The sequence below is a fragment of the Ahniella affigens genome (assembly GCF_003015185.1).
In the GTDB taxonomy this organism is placed as follows: Bacteria; Pseudomonadota; Gammaproteobacteria; order Xanthomonadales; family Ahniellaceae; genus Ahniella; species Ahniella affigens.
Map to the genome: position 1 here is coordinate 2,507,073 of NZ_CP027860.1, position 17,118 is coordinate 2,524,190.

A 17,118-nucleotide genomic window follows, 5' to 3' on the forward strand; every position below is an offset into this window, starting at 1 on the left:
AGAATCAACCACTTGCGCGTTTGATTCTGGGCGGGCCATCCATGGCCCGCATCGCCTCTGAACTTGTTCAGAGGCTCCTTAGCCTCCCCGTCATCGCGACCGACAGAAGTAGATGACATTGTCACTGCCCCGCCAAACCAGATATTGGCTATGCAGGAAGTTCGCCGCTCCAAACTCAATTGCGGTCGCGACATAGGGCGATATCGGCGTATTCTGAGGCCACGTCGAGCCGCTGGCCGAGGCTGTCCAAATCACGTTTCCGGCGTTATCGTTGCTGTTGAAGTACACGAACAGTTGTTCTGGTCCATTGTGCACGCCAGCCGCGACATTGACTGCCGGTCCGGATCGGGTCTTCTCGCCGCTGTTGATCGTGTTCGCCGAACCGAATGTATAGCTCGCAACCGAACTGGCATAGGTGTGAAAAATCTGCGCCGAATCGCTACCGGAACCGCTATTTCGGAAAAACAAGTGCACCGCGTTGTTGAACACGCAGGGTGCCACGCGGTTCGAGGAACCATCGCGGTCGTTGATGATCGCAGGCGTTGACCAAGTTCGGTTGCTGGAATTGAACGCACTGAAGACAATGCGGTTGCCGTTGGGGCTCGATGCGGTGCTGTTCCAGAACAAATACAGCGTGTCCTTGAAGACGCAAGGCATGGGTGTACTCGCCGTCCCGTAACTTGCGCCGCCGATGCGCTGCCCAGAATCCCAGGTACCCCCTTCGCCGTCGTCCGAAGTACTCCAATAAGCACCGTCATTTCCGCCGCGCCAGAACACAAACAGCTGGTTGCCATAAGCAATCGCGCTGGGGCCATCGGGTGTGAAGTCAACTTCATTGATCCGCTTGCCGTTCGTCCAGACTTTGCCATCGGTCGAATAGCCCATATAGATCTTCTGCGACGAATCGGTCGCACGCCAGAAGCAATAAAGTCGGGCGCCAAAAACAGCCAGGGCCGGTGCCGCGACCGAGCTGTCAACGGTGTTGACCCGTTGGCGGTCAGTCCAAACTAGGGGCTGAGGATTGAGCACGGCATTGATCGTGTAACTGCCACCGTTGTCGCCGACATCCTTGCTGTAGTCAAAGCCCGAAGTCGTGTAAGTGTGACTGCCGCGCGGATCATCGCCGCCACCGTCGTCTTGGTCGAAAAGCCGGACATCTACCTTCTGGTTGAAATAGATGCTCCGGCCAGCGTTCCAGGTGTCACCGGAATTCATCGCAAGCTGACCGTGCGATGGGTAACGATAGGTGACTTGGTCGTCAACCGTAAACGTGAAGTAGAGGTCGTCGGCACCCGGTGGTCCGCCCGTTTTGTTGCAACGGATGGACTGGATCATCATGTAGTTGTCGGCTCGCGGCTGATACACCCGCGGCTTGCCGTCCCAGGCAATGATCCAAGTATTGGAAAAACCAATGGCGATTTCGCCGCCCGCGCCCGCGCCCACTCCGATACTCACGCCAGACAAGCGCTCATGGTCGGTACTGCGCACAAATGATGCTTCCACCGTCACCCCAACGCCGACGTCAACAGACACCGCAACGTTAAGCGAGGGTCCGGACATCTCTGAAGGCGGTGAGCGCGACAAACCAAGCACAATGCCCTCGATCTCGGCGACGATTCCGCCGACATCAAGCGCGCCAGTGAAAAAAGCGACGGTCTCTTTGATATTGCCGAGCTGTCTTGGATCGACGGCGATGCCAATCGTCCCCTGCAGCACCACGCCAACGCCGACGATCAGGCCAACTCCGATTGACACGCTTTGCACCACTGCGTCTTCGGATCCTGACCTTGGTTCGTGCGCAGCGAGTGCCTCCCAGAATGCCGAAAACGCCGACGCACTCAGCGCATCCTGCAACTCTGCAACCACTTCTGCCTTCAGCGCGTCCACCTTGTCGTTAAACGACGCATCGGGTTCAAACCCTTGCCCGCTTCGAGCCAGAGCGAGGATCTTTTGTCCAGCGGGACTTGCCGTAAACCGACTAACCGCATCAGCAGCCGCACGCAAAGTACTTTCCGGAATCGGAAGATCGTTGGTCGTCACAACGCGTGCATTGACTGGCACACCCGATGCCAAGGTCGAGAGGCGTTCGCGATCAAGTTCCTCCCGCAGGGCCGCAGCGGTTGCGATCAACTCCTCGGTCGAGGGCAATTCCAGCGTCTGATTCTCAGCCATTGACCACCACCTGGATTGTGTATTCGGCACCGTTGCCAGGGTTCCGCAGCCGGACGCTGGTGGGCAGATTGTCGGGCGTGTAAACCTGGCTGACCAAGTAGTCGGAACGCGCCCTGGTGACTGACTCGTCGTGGTCATACAAGGTGATCAGCAAATCGCGCGAGAACGAAAACGTCCGATCAATCACCCACGACCCGCTCGATGTATTGATCGAGTAGCTCTTACGCAAGCCGCCTGGCAAGCTGATCGGCAATGCGGCATCGGGCTGTACAACGACGATCAGTTCATCGTCCAATTGATCACCCAGCCCCGAGGTCTGGTTGCAAGTGATGGAATGAAGGGTCAGCGAAACCAGCATGACGAGTGCGCTCCTGACGCGGCGTGATGATTGAGATGGCGAATAGGCGTCAGGATCCGTCCCCAACACGCGCTCGTGTATTAGGCTTTGGCCAAGCTCAAACTGACCCCGCTAGATCACATGAATCACAGAAGGCCTGCGCCAACGCAAACAGCCGCGCGGCGAATTGGCATGATCTTCAGTGACGCAACCGCAGACAGAACGTTCAAGTGCCCAACGCGCCGAGTCTGTCGCCAAGATCAGCGCCTGGCAAGTACCAGGATGTATCGACCACCAGGATTGACCGGACGTCTGCCCTGCGGCACGGACGCAGCGCCCGAACTAAATCCCGCCGCCGCCCAAAGAAAATCTCCCTAGTCCGAATGCGAGCGACCAGGTGTTCTTGCTCGCTCCAAGTGCCAGATTTTCCAGCGATGCGAAGCCCAATTGGCACACCTAAGCATAAGCGAGCCAGAATCATTGCCTGGGGACTGGCACCGAACTTGTCCCCTTTTTGCGCGGGACGGTGTTTGAGGTTGTGACTGCGCCATTCGAGGCCGTATCGACGCTGCCGACCGGATCGGACCGGCGCAATTCACAGTATTGCTCAGTGGATCGTCATATCCGCCTCAGCATCGAGGCCTTGATGTCCCCAGCACCGCTTTCCCCTGCTGCATTGAAGAGGCCCTATGAAGCAAACCAAGTTGCCATGTCTATCGCCGTCGAACGGACTGACGCGCTGCGTTCGGAAAACTTGCATGGTCGCCCTTGCAGGCATCCTGCTCGCTGCTCCGGTTCTGGCCCAGCAAATCAGCAGCTACCTGATTGCGTCAGGTGGCGGCACCAGTCGTTCACCCGGCGGGTGCCGCGTTTTGGACGGCAGCATCGGCCAGCCCGTTATTGGCACCAGCACTGGCGGTCAGTTCCGCGTTCAGGCCGGCTATTGGGCAGGGCCGGGCAGCAAGGGGCGCGACAGTCTCTTTAACGGAAACTTCGAGGAATGCAACTAATGAACACGCTTGCCCTGCCCCACGCCGCGCTTAGCCGGATCCTGTTTGCCATCCTGTGCCTGATCGGAGCAAGCGGCACGCTCGCGCAAACATCACCCCAGCTTCCGGATTTCACCTACCAAGGCCGGCTCCAACAAAGCGGCGCTGCGGCCAACGGCAGTTTTGATCTGGCGTTTGCGCTGTTTGATCAAGCAACCGGCGGCAACCAGATTGGCGCAACCATCCTGGAGCCCGATTTTCCCGTCGTCGATGGCATCTTCAGCGTGTCACTGAGCTTTCCCAACGCATTCACCGGGACGCAGCTTTATCTGCAAGTCAGCGTGGAAGGCACGCCCATGCTGCCGCGCCAAGCCGTCTCGACAACGCCTGTGGCGCAGTTCAGCTTGAGCGGCAGCATCGGCGGGCCTGCCGGAGGCGTGCTGACTGGTACGTACCCGAATCCGGCGCTAGCCAATAGTGTCGTCGGAAATGCCAACATCGTCTCAGGCGCAGTTAGCAACTCTAAGCTGGCGACCGACGCTGTCACCTCATCGAAAATCGCCGCGAGCGCGGTCGGTACGACCGAACTTGCCACCGATGCGGTCACTGCCGACAAAATCGCCAACGGCGCTGTCGGCACCGCCGCCATAGCCAGTGACAGCATCACGCGTAGCAAAGTCGCTGGCGGATACAGCAATGGCGCAATCGCGGTGACCGTCGGCGCGAACGACTGCAACGATTACAACCTGAGCATCCCAGGTGCCGAAGTCAACGACATGTTGCTTTTCAGTCTGCAGTCCAGCGTCACCTTACCGGCCAATATGCTGATCCAGCCGCTGCGCGTGGTCAGCGACAATACCGTGCAGGTGCGCGTGTGCAATGTCGGTAACACGACGCAGAGCACTGGCGACATTGGAATCTACCTGCTGACGATTCGATAGCGCGCGATCGTGCCCCAACTATCGGACCTATCGCGCGAGAAAACGCTGCGCAACAGAGTGTCCGCCTGACTGCGCGTGATCAACCCAGGAGGGTCTGAATCCGTCCATCCTTGGCGGGCCCGCCATTAGCCGCATCGCCTCTAAACTTGGTCAGAGGCTCCCTGCGTTCTCGCCCGCTAATTGGCGACAGCCATCGTCCGGGTCGGCATTAATCGGCCTGCAGGCACTGGGTACGACCCGGATACCCAGTGATCGACGCCATTCCGAGGGCGCAACGCGTTTGGCAATCGCGCCGGCGTCGCCCGCCATTGCCATCAAGCACCAGAAGTCTATGGTTCGGCCGCCAAAAACAGCGCGGCAATGACATCCCGACGGTGGAAATGTCCCAAATGCGTTTGCCTTGTCGTAATGCACAGGGAACGCAGGAGACGAGTTGCCGCCATGAGCAGGACACGCAATGCAGGCCCATTCCCGAATTGGCGCTACGGAACGCTAGCCGGCTTGATCGTATTGGTCGGAGCCATCACCGCCGCAGATGCCGTGCCACCAAGCGGTGGCAGCTATGTGATGCAACGCGAGGTTATTGCAGGCGGCGGCCAGTCGGTGAGCGGCGGCACCTATATCTTGGTGGGCACCGTAGGTCAGTCGGCCGCCCAGAGCGCCTCGATTGGCGGGACCTTTCAGCTGGCGAGCGGATTTCATACGCCGCGTGTTCCGGCAGTCCCGCTGCCGGATGCCGTCTTCAGGGATGGCTTCGAATGATCCCGCCAGCCGTCGTGAGCACGCAGGGTGCCCGTAATTTTTTGCAGCCCCAGCAATACAACGTTGACGCACGCCGCCGTGCGGCAGCAAACACATCAGAACCGCCCATTCAATCGCAGGAGTGATTTCATGAAACGTGCACTGTACTTGGCATGCGTTTCCGTGTTGGCCGTCAGCACCGCCTCTGCGACGCCACCGGACTTCACCTACCAGGGCTACCTTCAGGACGCTGGCAATCCCGCGACCGGCACCTATGACTTCCGGTTCACGTTGCAATATGACGCGCCGATGATGGGCTTGCAGATCATCGGCACACCGCAAACCAAGGATGATCTCGCTGTGACGCAGGGCGTGTTCAGCGTTCCGTTGGACTTTGGGGCGACCCTTACGAACCTTGAGTACTTGTTGAAGATCGAGGTACGACCCGGCGCCTCTACGGGTAGCTATACGGTCTTGACGCCCGACACGCAAATCAAACCGACCCCTCAGGCCCAATACGCGGAAGCGTCTGGTTTTGCGGCCTCCATCGCGCCCAATACCGTTGGCTCTACCCAAATTATCGACGGCAATGTCCAGACGCCCGATATTGGCTTTCAAGCCGTCAACGCCGACAAAGTGGATCCGTCCACCGTGCAGTTGCGTGTCTCGGGTACCTGCCCGAGCGGCTCCAGCATCAACGCCATCGAACAGGGCGGCACGGTGACGTGCGAGACCGATGATTCCGGCTCAAGCATTACCGGAGTCACCGCTGGAACGGGATTGAGCGGCGGCGGGACGACGGGCACCATCACGCTTGGGATTGCCAACGGCGGCGTCGGCAGCGCCCAGACCAACGTCAACCAAGTTCAAGTCCGAGTCAACGGCTTCTGTATCCCCGGCAACAGCATTCGCGCCATTGCCAATGACGGGTCCGTGACCTGCGAAGCCGACGACGCCGGCACAGGTACCGTCACTTCGATCGCAACCGGAACGGGCCTGACGGGTGGACCCATCACGAGCTCCGGCACCATCGCTATCGCCAACAATGGCGTAGCCAGTGCACAGATCTTCGACGGGACCATCACGTCAACGGACATCAACACCGCTTCGGTCCAGGCGCGGGTCAACGGCACGTGTGGCAGCGGCTCCAGCATCAGCTCAATCTCAGCAACGGGCGCAGTGACCTGCGAACCAGACGATGGCATCACGAGCCTGTCGCAAGTCGGGACGGGCTTCCCCACATCCAGCTCCTTATCTGACACCACGCCTGGTGCGGGCATTGGCGACTTGTCGGCGGCAACGGGTGTCGACGGATTACCGCTCGTCGCGTTCCATGATTCGATCAACAACGACCTCGTGGTGGTCCATTGCGACACCATTGACTGCGTCACGCGCACCAAGACAGTGGTGGATAGCGCCGGCGTGGTTGGCTTGAAGCCCCGTGTCATCATTGCTGGGTCTGGCAACTTTGCCTACCCGCTGATTACCTACTACGACCAGACAAATTCCGTGCTGAAGGCCTTGCGCTGCTCAGACCTTGCATGCACCACATCAGTGTCGGCGGCACTGACAGCAACAGCTGGCGCCAGCACCCACCATGACGTCGCCCGCAATGCCAACAGCGGCTTTGTCGTGACCTTCCATGACCCCAACGCAGGCGACCTCCGCGGCGTGGCATGCACCAATTACAACGCTTGCGGCGCGGCGTTCGATATCGACAACAGCGCCAACAACGTCGGATCAGGCGTGGTCATCGCGACCAACTTCACGCGTTACATCGCATACCGCGACACCACCACCAACAATCTACTGCTCAAAGTCTGCAACGCGCCCACCACTGGCTCTGGGAGTTGCGGCGTCACCCGCACCCTGGATGCAAGCGGTGCGGTCCAGGACGTTCATGACATCCTGGTCACCGAGACCCTGCTGCCCGTTGTGCTGTATCAAAAGGGTGGCAACGAGTTCACGGTCTCGTGCACTGCAACGGCCTGCAGTTCAGCTACCGCCCCAGTCCAGGTTGCCGCACCAGGCGGTTCGGCCGGAGCCATGTCGGTGGGCGCTGATGGGCTGCCACTGATTTATCTCACCGGAACCATCAGCGCCAACTACACAACAACCATCCGCTGCACCAGCGCCCTTTGCAGTACCTCTGTAGTGCTTTCCAGCGCGGACTATTTCAACCCTGTCACTGGCCGCCCAGCGATGCTTCGGAGCAGCCGTGACTTTCCGATCCTGTTTAGCCGTGTGACCGACAGCCTGGCAATACAAATCTGCGACAACCGCTTTTGCAGCGGTTCGTCACGAGCACGATAGAGCTGATTCGGCCTTTCGCTAACCGACGATCTTGATCACGCCGTTCTTGATCTCCAGTTCCTCGCCGCCCTTCAGGATGATCTCATCGGCAGCCTGCTTGATCACGCACGGTGCCGACCCTTGAAGCGTCGCTGAACTAGTCGTGTTCCGGTCAAACGTGATGGTGGCCCGTGAGCCGCTGCAAAGCGCCGTGAATTCGTGCGCGTCACTATCAAAATTGCGGTAGTCAACATTGACCGCCGCGTTACTCGGCATGGACGCAAATCCAATGACGAACAATAGTGCGATGACGTTTAGCTTCTGGTTCATAGACCCTCCTCAGCAATTGGGCCAGCACGAAGTGGAGCAGGCCGCCGACGTCGGCGAATCACATAAGCGGAGGATGTCGCCCTGACCCATCGTTTGGCACCGAATCCGAATGCTGGTTCCGCGAGGCCTATCGAAACGACTGCCGAGTGCAATCACCACGGCATTCGTGCAATGCAAGTCGGCGATCCCGAGCCCTGGCACCCAGCGAACGGCACGATCGGCCGTGTCAATCCTTGGACTGCCAACTCCGCGCCCCAATAAAGATCAGGCGCAGTTGCCGCACGAAATTGTCGATCAATTCGCGCTCTTGCCGGGGGTCGTTGGCCGGCAGGTCAAGGATTTCGGTCGCCGCGTGCATCATGGTGGTCACCACAAGTCGGCAGATCATTTGCAAGTCGTCTTTGGGCATCGACGGCAGCAAGCCCAGGTCACGCATGTCTTGGGCCATTTCATTGGCAAAGTGCGATTCCTCGATCCGTAGCGCTTTACGAATCTCAGGCGTGCCGCCCCGCGCGCTCGCTGCGAACAGAAAATGCAGTCGGTGTTGCAGGACGTGAGCGTGATAGATCTCGACCGAACTGCGCAGGATCTGGCGTGGCTGCAAGCCTTTGCGACGCGCCTCGCGCAGCAAGCGGCGCAAGGTGACGCCGCACTCTTCGACCAGAGCGAGGCCGAGTTGGTCCAAGCTTTCGAAATGCCGATAGAACGCAGCCGGAACAACACCTGCCTCTTTCGCCACTTCGCGCAGACTCAGGCTGGCAAAGCCACGGCGCTCATCCATCAACCGCAACGCTGCGTCCAGCAGGTGTTGACGGGTGCGCTGCTTTTGTTCGCCGCGGGCAGAGGTCAGCGCGCGCAACTGGCTCATACGCGTCCCTGGCCGCAGCAGCGGTGGCCGAATGGCAGCAATGTCGGACGGGAGTTCACGGAGACCATGCGGGCAGTATAGCGATCCTTTCCAGGCCAACGAAGAGAGCAATCCGTAAACATGTGATCCACCTGCACCGTGTTCGAAACTGAACACTGATAGGCACTTCCGGTGGGAAATCCTGGACTAGAGGGAATACTCCAGATAATGTAGTGAACATGTGTTCACTCAATAACCGGACCTCAGCATGGCTGCCTTGATGCGCAAAACCCGAACGCTGGTTCAGCGTGGCCTGCGAAGTTCTGCCTTAGCTCCCCTGAATGACGTCGTCGCGATCGATCGGCTCCTGCAACGCATGAATCGACGTTGGTCGCTTCGCGACGTCCGCGCAACGCTGGTCGCTGTGACGCCCGAAGCAGGTTCTGCTTGCAGCGTCTGGCTGAAGCCGAACCGGCTGTGGAACGGGCACGAAGCGGGTCAGCACATCATGCTGGAAGTCGAAATTGACGGCACCCGCCACCACCGGGCGTTCAGTTTGTCGGCGGCGCCGCGGGCAGACGGCCTGCTGCGTTTGACGCTACGCGTCTCGGCACGAGCGCTGGTGTCGCGCTGGCTCCAAGACCCAGCGCGGGTTGGTGACGTCGTGACAATCAGCCAAGCCCAAGGCACCTTCGTATTGCCCACGCCACGCCCGGACAAGATCTTGATGGTTGCAGCCGGCAGCGGCATCAGTCCGTTGATGGCGATGCTGGAGCAGCTGGCGGCAGAACACTATCGCGGCGACATTCAACTGTTGCGGATCGATCGCCAAGCCTCCGATGTCCTGTTGGACGCTGAGTTGGCGATTCTTCAACGAGCTCTACCCGGATTGCACGTTCGCCAGCATTTCACGAGCGCGCACGGCCGACTGACGGCGCCTCAGATTCTCGAATACGCCACCGCTGCCGCATCACGTCGCTGGTTCGTTTGCGGTCCAGAGGGATTGATGCAGCTTGTGCGGGTCGTTCATGCTGAGGTCTGCGACACGCCGCTGTTGCAGGAACACTTCGCGGCTCGAGCCTTACGTGACGAGGCCGAATTGATTGGCGCACCTCGCGATGTTCTGGTGTCAGACCTTGGGCTGCATTTTCAGGCATTGCCAGGCCAGTCGCTCTTGCTCGCCGCAGAGGCTGCTGGTTTGAATCCGAAATCCGGCTGCCGCGCCGGGATTTGCCGCACCTGCCTGTGCCAGAAGACGCGCGGCCGCACGCGCAATCTCTTGACGAACCAGTCATCTGATGCACCGGATGAATGGATCCAACTTTGCATTTCGACCGCCGAATCCGACCTGGAGCTCACCCTGTGACGACCACCCCGAGCAAGACGATTCGCGAAGCACATCTCTCAAATGAGCAACTCACCGCCTTCGCCGCGGAACTCGATCAGTTGCGCGCGGAACAAGTGTCCACCTACGGCGATCGCGATGCCAAACACATTCGGCGCATGCAGCGCCGCGCGCAAGGCAGCGCCATCGTCGGCCGTTCGCTCTTGATGTTTGGCTGGGACCCGATCAGCTGGGTGCTGGGCGTCATCGCACTCGCACACGCCAAGATCTTGGAGAACATGGAAATCGGCCACAACGTGATGCATGGCCAATACGACTGGATGAATGACCCGACTTTGAATTCCCGCACCTATGATTGGGACATTGTGTGCGACAAGGAACACTGGAAGCACTCGCATAACGTCGAGCACCATGATCACACCAATATCCTCGGGCGCGACCACGACTATGGCTACGGCATGCTGCGGCTGACTGCCGAGCAGCGCTGGAACCCGGCGACACTGCTGCAGCCGGTGTGGTATGCGTTGCTGGCACTCTATTTTCAGTGGGGTGTCGCGGTTCATGACGTCAAATTTGGGCGGTTCTTGCTCGGTCGCATGTCCAGAGCCGAACTGCGTCAGCGCTCGATGCCGTTCTTCCGCAAAGCGGGCCGCCAGCTGTTCAAGGACTACGTGTTCTTTCCGTTGCTGGCGTTCTGGCAGTGGCCCCGCGTGCTACTCGGCAATCTCGTCGCCAACGGCATTCGCAACCTCTGGACGAACGCGATCATCTTCTGCGGCCATTTCACCGAGGACGCCCGCGTGTTCACGCGCGCCGAAGCCAAGGGCGAGACCCGTGGGCATTGGTATCTTCGCCAGATTCGCGGCTCCAGCAATCTTGAGGGCAGCCGCTGGTTCCATGTGATGACCGGCCATCTGAGTCACCAGATCGAGCATCACCTGTTTCCCGACATACCGGCACTGCGGTATCCCGAAGTCGCCCCGCGCGTGCGCGAGATCTGCAGCCGCTATGGCGTGCATTACAACACCGGGGGTTTCTGGCGACAGTACGCAACTGTGCTGAAACGCATTGTGGTACACGCCTGGCCAACGCGACCAGCCCGTCGAAACGGCCCCGAGTCGGTCGCAGTTTGATGGTGCATCTGGTTTGATGGGGCACCCAACAAGCGTCTGAACCAGTTCACTGGAGACGCGATTCATGAGTGGCCCAATCGAACTCGACCACACGCGCGAGTGACGGCAGCGCTTGCGTAGCCATTTGGCTTCATGTAGCCTTCGTGTAGCTGAATGGCTACACATATGAACTTGCGACGAGACGTTTTCCAGGCGATTGCCGACCCTACCCGACGCGCCATTCTGACCTTGGTGGCCGCCGATGCCATGACCGCCGGCCAGATTGCCGAACACTTCGATTCGGCGCGCCCGACGGTTTCGAAGCATCTGCAAATCCTGGCCGAATGCGAACTCCTGACTGCCACCCCTACAGGCCGCGAGATTCGCTATTCGCTGCACGTCGACAAGATGCAAGAGATCGACAGTTGGCTAAGCCCGTTCAGGTCACTTTGGCAAACGCGCTTTCAGCAACTTGATGACGTCCTATCCACGATGAAGAGGCGAGGCAAATGAGTCAGAACCTGATGTTTGATGTCACGGTCGATAAAGCCGCACAAACCGTGCTGATCACGCGCCAGTTTGCGGCTGAACTGGCGTTGGTCTGGGAGGCCTTCACCACGCCGGACGTGCTGGATCAGTGGTGGGCCCCCAAGCCTTTTCAGGCCCGAAGCAAAGTCATGGAGTTCCGCGTTGGCGGACGCAGATTTTACGCCATGGTCAGTCCCGATGGCTCGGAGCGTTGGGCGATTCAGCGCTATACCGAAATCGTGCCAATGGAACGCATCAAGTTCTTCAACGTGTTCGCCGATGCCGACGAAAACCCAGACGCGACCGGCTCCAACTGGGACCTAACCTTCAGTGAGCAAGACGGCATTACGACGGTCCGCATTCTGGTTCACAACGAATCGCTTGCGCGCATGGAACACTTGCTGGAAGGCTTCAAGCTCGGATTTACGGCCGCGCTCGACAGTCTGGACGACTTGCTGCGGCGTCAAAGCGACCGTTGATGTTGCGTGCCAGGGAGCGTCTGAACCAGTTCAGAGGCTCCCTAAGTGGTTTTTAGGCCGGCTTCTTCGAAGGCTTTGCACGAACGTACAAGATCGATGAGTTCGGATTTTCACTCGTCCGCCTGACGTCGACCTCCAGCACCTTCTGCGCACGAACCAATTCGCCGAGCTTCTTGTAGCCAAAGTTTCGCGGATCAAACGCTGGGTCGTTTTTCACCAGCCATTGCCCCACGCTGCCCAGAAACGCCCAGCCGTCGTCTTCAGCGCAGGCTGCAATCGCTTCCCGCAAACTCTTGATCAGGGCCTGCGGGCTCTCGGCTTCCAGAGTCGGCGCTACATCGCCCTTTCGCAGCACTTCGGTGTAGATGAATCGATTGCACGCGGCGACAAATGGCTTGGGCGTCTTCTTTTCGCCGAAACCGTAAACGACGAGACCCGACTCCCGAATGCGCGTTGCAAGGCGGGTAAAGTCGCTGTCGGACGACACCAGACAAAACCCGCCCAACCGCCCGCCATGCAACAGGTCCATCGCATCAATGATCAATGCTGAGTCGGTGGCGTTTTTACCCGTCGTGTACTGGAACTGCTGAATCGGTTGGATGGCATGATCGTGCAGGGTCTTTTTCCAACCAGCGAGGCTCGGTGTCGTCCAATCGCCATACGCGCGTTTCACGGTTGCAATGCCGAACGCCGCGACCTCGTTCAGCAGTTCGCCAATGATGGCGGCCTGCGCGTTATCTGCATCGATCAACACTGCCAACAACATGCCATCAATCTGAGCCATCGGTACGGTCCTCACGAATACCCAAACTGATCATCGTTCCAAGCCGCGCCGGCTATGTTACAGGATCGACCGTCGGCGCACGGTAACCAGATCATCGTGACCTGCTCTAAGGAGCCTCTGAACAAGTTCAGAGGCGATGCGGGCCATGGATGGCCCGCCCAGAATCAAGCACGCAAGTGCTTGATTCTGGGGCATCGTGTCCGGACATGTGCCGGACACGATGCGGGTCTGAAAGTCCAGGATGGACTTATTCAGACCCCCCTAAGCGTCTTCTACTCGCCCTCGCAGTTCGCAATGCCGTGCCCCGTTTCCTTCAAGCGCGACGATTCCACCCAGCCCATCGCGTCATTTCCGGTTTTCGGATTGAGATACATGACCTCGGTGAAGCCACCGAACTCTGAGTAGGCAATCAGGTGATCGCCGGGAATCACAAAGACGCCTGGCATGGTACAGACCCGGTCAGGCGCACTATGAAACTGCAAACGTCCTGAACCGATCACCGCACGCTCGGCCATGCAACCGTCGATCCTGGTCGCCGATTCGGCCGCGTCGGCCTGCAAGTCACCGCAGCTCACCTCACCGCCGTGTGCCAAGCCAGCCAGTATCAGGAGCACGCATGACGTCAATAATCGAATCTGCATCATCGGTGTACGGACCCATTGCCTCACCGCATTGTACTCAAACGACCTGCAATAGGCTGGCAATTCGCACCGGGCATGATCGCCGGTCGCGCTTGCATCGATTTGGAAGCTGGAGTAAATCCTGGTGATACTGAAGACAGGGGCCCAATCATGTTTCATACACGCTTCGCAGTTGTCGCACTCACGCTGGTGTTGTCGTCTTGCGCGTTTGGCGGTGGCAATGGCCCGAGTACCGATCAGTTCAAGTCGGCGCTCAATGATGAGCTGCAATCGCTGCGTCCTGATGGATTTACCGAGCGAACCGTGCTCTTTGACAAGGTCGTCCCGGCGGGTTCCAACGGGCCGAAGCACAGCTTTATTGTGACGGCGACCATCCATGACTATGGCCCGGGTTATCCCAGCAATGGCTACTACGGACAAACTTGCGTCCGCAAAATGGATGCCTGGACTTTCGACATGGTGCCGCGCGGAGATGGCGCCTGGATCGTCCAAGGCCGGATGACCGTAACCGATGGCGAGTGCGTGAACAATACTCAGGAAGGCCAGGCGGCGATTGCGCTCGCGAGCCTCCCCGGGCAGACCGCCGCCAAGGTCGCACCGCCGGTCAGTACCGGTGCCGGCAGTATTGTCCTGGGCGAGTACGCCTGTTACGGCACGGGTGGCCGACTCATGGCCGGAATGGGCTTTGAGCTCGATGACGATGGCAGTTACGTCGACCTGGACGGTGAGCGCGGTGGCGACTGGGAACATGATGAAGCGAGCGCCACCATTCAGTTCTCCGGCGGGTTTCTGGACGGTCAAACGGGTTCGGACGTTTCTGCGACGGGTTTTACGATCAGCAACACGGTGTCGTGCGAGCCATTCAACTAAGGAGGGTCTGAATCAGTCCATCCTGGACCTTAATACCCGGGCTGAGTCCGGCGCGTGCCTGCTCCGGCGAAGGCCGCGGTCCGGATTCAGTGCGCAAGAATCAAGCACTTGCGTGCTCGATTCAGGGCGGCAACGTCTCGCCTGTTGGCGCGCGGCGCCGCCTTTGAAATTTGCCGCTCCGTCAACGCGATTCGCGCGACCGCGTTGACATAACGAGAATTGACCCGGAGTCCCGATGTATCGTCTGTTGCTGACGCTTGCCCTGCTCGTTGCCGCGACCGGATCGCTGGCTGCTCCGCCGGTTTCGGGACTCTATTCCGATCGGACCCGCGACGCCCATGGACTGGACCTCCAAGTGGTCGGTGATCGCCTGGTCGGCATTCTGCTCACCTTCACGGACGATGGGCAGCCCTATTGGTATCTCGTCGACGGCACCTGGGAGGGCGATTCGGGAACGCTTGAGATCATCGAGCTCCGCTATCAGGCAAACGCCACGCCGCCCACGACCATCGTCGGCCGCTTCCCGGGCGCTCGCATGCAGCGGGTTGCAGACAACGCTGCCTGTGGCAATGGTGCGCCACGACCCGGGCCGGGTGCATTGTTCGACCTCGCGTTCCAGATTGACGGCGAGTCCCTGAATTGGTGCCTGGAGCCCATCGTGCCCAACGGCACGGCGCCGGTGTCAGCGCTATCCGGGAGTTGGCATGCGGGCGAGGCCGACAGCGGCTGGGGCCTGATCAATTACTTCTTTGGCCCACCAGCGGCCCAGCAGGTCTTTCAAAGCTTGTACGTCTACGATGCGTTTGGCTTGCCCAGGTGGGCGTACGCATTCGGCGCTGCCGACGACACCGACTTCGAATTGAATTTCCTGTTTCCGCGTGGCTACTGTCGAAGTTGTCCCGTGACGCCTCTGCAACCTGCGGACGGCGGCAGCGCGCATATTCGCCTGGTGACGCCACGCACCGACGTGACGAGCAATCGCATTGCCTTGAACCTGACGTATCCGTTCGGCGCCGGCGGGCTGTTCACGCGCAGCGATCGGCCATTGTCGCCTATCACGATCGCAGACCGCCCTGCGCTCGTCGCGGCCAGTCGTGAAGGCTTGCTGCATGGCAAGGCGCTGAGCCCGAATGGCGCCCAGTTCCTCGCCATTCCGTTTGCGGCGCCGCCCGTTGGCGCGCTGCGCTGGCGCGCGCCGCAGGCGCCTGCGGCCCGAACCATGCCGCGTGATGCAACAGCGGTCGGCAGTGCCTGCCCGCAGCGCGCCACCAGCGAAGGGCAGTTCCCGAGCACGTTCACCCTTCTTAGCGAAGATTGTCTGCAACTCAATGTCTGGACGCCTGAGCTGAACCGCAACGCGCGCCGCCCTGTGATGGTCTGGTTTCATGGTGGTGGACTCACACAGGGCAGCGCCGCCGAGCTGAAGCCCGATCGCACGTTGCTTTATGACGGGGCTAAGCTGGCCGACGATGGTGTCGTCGTGGTCAGCGCGAATTACCGCCTTGGTCCGCTGGGGTTTATGGCCATGAACGAGTTTGCCGGTGAGTCGCCGGACCATCCGACTGCCGGCAACTATGGGTTGCTCGACCAAATTGCCGCGTTGCACTGGGTCCAGGCGAATATCGCCGAGTTCGGCGGCGACCCCAATCGCGTCACGATATTTGGCGAATCGGCTGGCGGCCTGTCGGTGTGCTCGCTGATGGCGAGCCCGTTGGCTTCTGGCTTGTTTCAACGCGCGATCATGCAAAGCGGTGGCTGTCGCCGACAATTGCCCGCACTGAATTCAGCGCCCGCGGGGCTCGAAAGCGCCTTTGCCCAAGGTGCGCGTGTCATCGGGCTTGCGGGCTGCAGCGATGCAAGCGATCGCCGCGAATGCATGCGGGCGGTGTCGTGGCAGCGTCTGATTGAGGTGACCCAACCGACCGTGGGGTTTGGACGCCAAGGCGAAGATTTTCTTCACGCGGTCGATCAGTACGCGCTGCTTGAGGCGCCAGGTTTGGCAATCGCCAGCGGCCGCGCGGCCCGGGTGCCGCTGATCGTGGGCATCAACAATGACGAAATGACGACGCTGCTGCCGGTGAGTTCGCGACCTGCGACGACCGAAGCCTATGAGGCCACGATCCGGCAACTGTTTCCAACCATCAATGCGCAAGTGCTTGCCCAGTATCCAGCTGCCGCCTATCCCGAACCTTGGTACGCCTACGCGGATCTTCTGGACGACCTGCAATTCGCTTGTCCGGCGCGCGCGTATTCGGCCAACCATGCCGCCACAGGCAACCCAGTTTGGCGTTATGTGTACACCCATGTGTTCGCGGGTCCCAACGCGGCACTCGGTGCGTTTCATGGTGCCGACATTGCGTTTGTTTTTGGCACGCTGACCAATCCGACGACGCAGCAAGCCGACCTGACGGCGCAAATCCAGCGCCAGTGGACGCGCTTTGCGGCGACGGGGGATCCGAATGGCGGCACCGATCCCGTTTGGCCGAAGCGTCTGGCAGACGACGACCAGGCGTTGGAACTCGATACCGAGCGTCGTGGCGTGCTTCGGAACTATCGGCAAACCTACTGCGATTTCTGGTCGCGGTTTGTCGTGTTCTAAGGCGACGCTGAATACGTCCAAAGTCGATTCAGACCTGTCCGTTCGGGATGGGCTGAGTCAGACCCGCGCAACACGCCAATCGAACCAGATTTGGTCCAGCATGTTTGGTTA

The 17,118-nt window shown here is 59.8% G+C and carries 16 protein-coding genes; 10 read left to right on the top strand and 6 right to left on the bottom strand.

Going from position 1 to position 17,118, the window contains the following annotated elements:
* Positions 1-90 precede the first annotated feature (90 nt).
* Both C7S18_RS09625 and C7S18_RS09630 read right to left on the bottom strand, forming a co-directional pair.
* On the bottom strand, positions 91-2,172 hold the full coding sequence (locus tag C7S18_RS09625) for an exo-alpha-sialidase (protein ID WP_106891361.1): 2,082 nt from the start codon (positions 2,170-2,172) through the stop codon (positions 91-93).
* On the bottom strand, positions 2,165-2,530 hold the full coding sequence (locus tag C7S18_RS09630) for a hypothetical protein (RefSeq protein WP_106891362.1): 366 nt from the start codon (positions 2,528-2,530) through the stop codon (positions 2,165-2,167). The genes C7S18_RS09625 and C7S18_RS09630 overlap by 8 nt, the downstream gene beginning before the upstream one ends.
* A 737-nt stretch (positions 2,531-3,267) precedes the next feature.
* On the opposite strand from C7S18_RS09630, the gene C7S18_RS09635 reads away from it, so the two are divergent.
* From C7S18_RS09635 to C7S18_RS09650, 4 genes are all read left to right on the top strand, one after another.
* Complete coding sequence (locus C7S18_RS09635; RefSeq protein ID WP_146151849.1) at positions 3,268-3,519, top strand: hypothetical protein; 252 nt, start codon at positions 3,268-3,270, stop codon at positions 3,517-3,519.
* A complete protein-coding gene (locus tag C7S18_RS09640; RefSeq protein WP_106891364.1) occupies positions 3,519-4,439 on the top strand; it encodes a hypothetical protein in 921 nt (306 codons plus the stop codon). The genes C7S18_RS09635 and C7S18_RS09640 overlap by 1 nt, the downstream gene beginning before the upstream one ends.
* A gap of 441 nt (positions 4,440-4,880) precedes the next feature.
* On the top strand, positions 4,881-5,201 hold the full coding sequence (locus C7S18_RS09645; protein WP_106891365.1) for a hypothetical protein: 321 nt from the start codon (positions 4,881-4,883) through the stop codon (positions 5,199-5,201).
* A gap of 129 nt (positions 5,202-5,330) precedes the next feature.
* Positions 5,331-7,493 carry a hypothetical protein gene (locus C7S18_RS09650; protein WP_106891366.1) on the top strand — a complete coding sequence of 721 codons (2,163 nt, stop codon included), beginning with the start codon at positions 5,331-5,333 and terminating at the stop codon, positions 7,491-7,493.
* A gap of 18 nt (positions 7,494-7,511) precedes the next feature.
* Here C7S18_RS09650 and C7S18_RS09655 read toward each other — a convergent pair whose 3' ends face one another.
* Together C7S18_RS09655 and C7S18_RS09660 are read right to left on the bottom strand one after the other, a co-directional pair.
* A complete protein-coding gene (locus C7S18_RS09655) occupies positions 7,512-7,802 on the bottom strand; it encodes a hypothetical protein (protein ID WP_106891367.1) in 291 nt (96 codons plus the stop codon).
* 226 nt (positions 7,803-8,028) lie between these two features.
* Complete coding sequence (locus tag C7S18_RS09660) at positions 8,029-8,670, bottom strand: TetR family transcriptional regulator (RefSeq protein WP_106891368.1); 642 nt, start codon at positions 8,668-8,670, stop codon at positions 8,029-8,031.
* A gap of 247 nt (positions 8,671-8,917) precedes the next feature.
* On the opposite strand from C7S18_RS09660, the gene C7S18_RS09665 reads away from it, so the two are divergent.
* The 4 genes from C7S18_RS09665 to C7S18_RS09680 all read left to right on the top strand — a co-directional run bounded on the left by C7S18_RS09665 (position 8,918) and on the right by C7S18_RS09680 (position 12,113).
* Positions 8,918-10,015 (top strand): flavin reductase family protein, encoded by a 1,098-nt coding sequence (locus C7S18_RS09665; RefSeq protein WP_106891369.1) that lies wholly within the window; start codon positions 8,918-8,920, stop codon positions 10,013-10,015.
* On the top strand, positions 10,012-11,127 hold the full coding sequence (locus C7S18_RS09670) for a fatty acid desaturase family protein (RefSeq protein WP_240624018.1): 1,116 nt from the start codon (positions 10,012-10,014) through the stop codon (positions 11,125-11,127). The genes C7S18_RS09665 and C7S18_RS09670 overlap by 4 nt, the downstream gene beginning before the upstream one ends.
* A gap of 165 nt (positions 11,128-11,292) precedes the next feature.
* On the top strand, positions 11,293-11,619 hold the full coding sequence (locus tag C7S18_RS09675) for a metalloregulator ArsR/SmtB family transcription factor (protein ID WP_106891371.1): 327 nt from the start codon (positions 11,293-11,295) through the stop codon (positions 11,617-11,619).
* Positions 11,616-12,113, top strand: coding sequence for an SRPBCC family protein (locus C7S18_RS09680; RefSeq protein ID WP_106891372.1), 498 nt, complete (start codon positions 11,616-11,618; stop codon positions 12,111-12,113). The genes C7S18_RS09675 and C7S18_RS09680 overlap by 4 nt, the downstream gene beginning before the upstream one ends.
* A 52-nt stretch (positions 12,114-12,165) precedes the next feature.
* On the opposite strand, the gene C7S18_RS09685 is transcribed toward C7S18_RS09680, so the two are convergent.
* Together C7S18_RS09685 and C7S18_RS09690 are read right to left on the bottom strand one after the other, a co-directional pair.
* A complete protein-coding gene (locus C7S18_RS09685) occupies positions 12,166-12,897 on the bottom strand; it encodes an NYN domain-containing protein (RefSeq protein ID WP_106891373.1) in 732 nt (243 codons plus the stop codon).
* 272 nt (positions 12,898-13,169) lie between these two features.
* The gene (locus tag C7S18_RS09690; RefSeq protein WP_106891374.1) at positions 13,170-13,541 is read right to left on the bottom strand and encodes a hypothetical protein; all 372 of its coding nucleotides are present in this window, start codon (positions 13,539-13,541) and stop codon (positions 13,170-13,172) included.
* Between the two features lie 147 nt (positions 13,542-13,688).
* On the opposite strand from C7S18_RS09690, the gene C7S18_RS09695 reads away from it, so the two are divergent.
* Together C7S18_RS09695 and C7S18_RS09700 are read left to right on the top strand one after the other, a co-directional pair.
* Complete coding sequence (locus C7S18_RS09695; protein WP_146151850.1) at positions 13,689-14,408, top strand: hypothetical protein; 720 nt, start codon at positions 13,689-13,691, stop codon at positions 14,406-14,408.
* 235 nt (positions 14,409-14,643) lie between these two features.
* Positions 14,644-17,007: a carboxylesterase/lipase family protein gene (locus C7S18_RS09700; protein WP_106891376.1), complete on the top strand. Its 2,364-nt coding sequence runs from the start codon at positions 14,644-14,646 to the stop codon at positions 17,005-17,007.
* Positions 17,008-17,118: the final 111 nt, after the last annotated feature.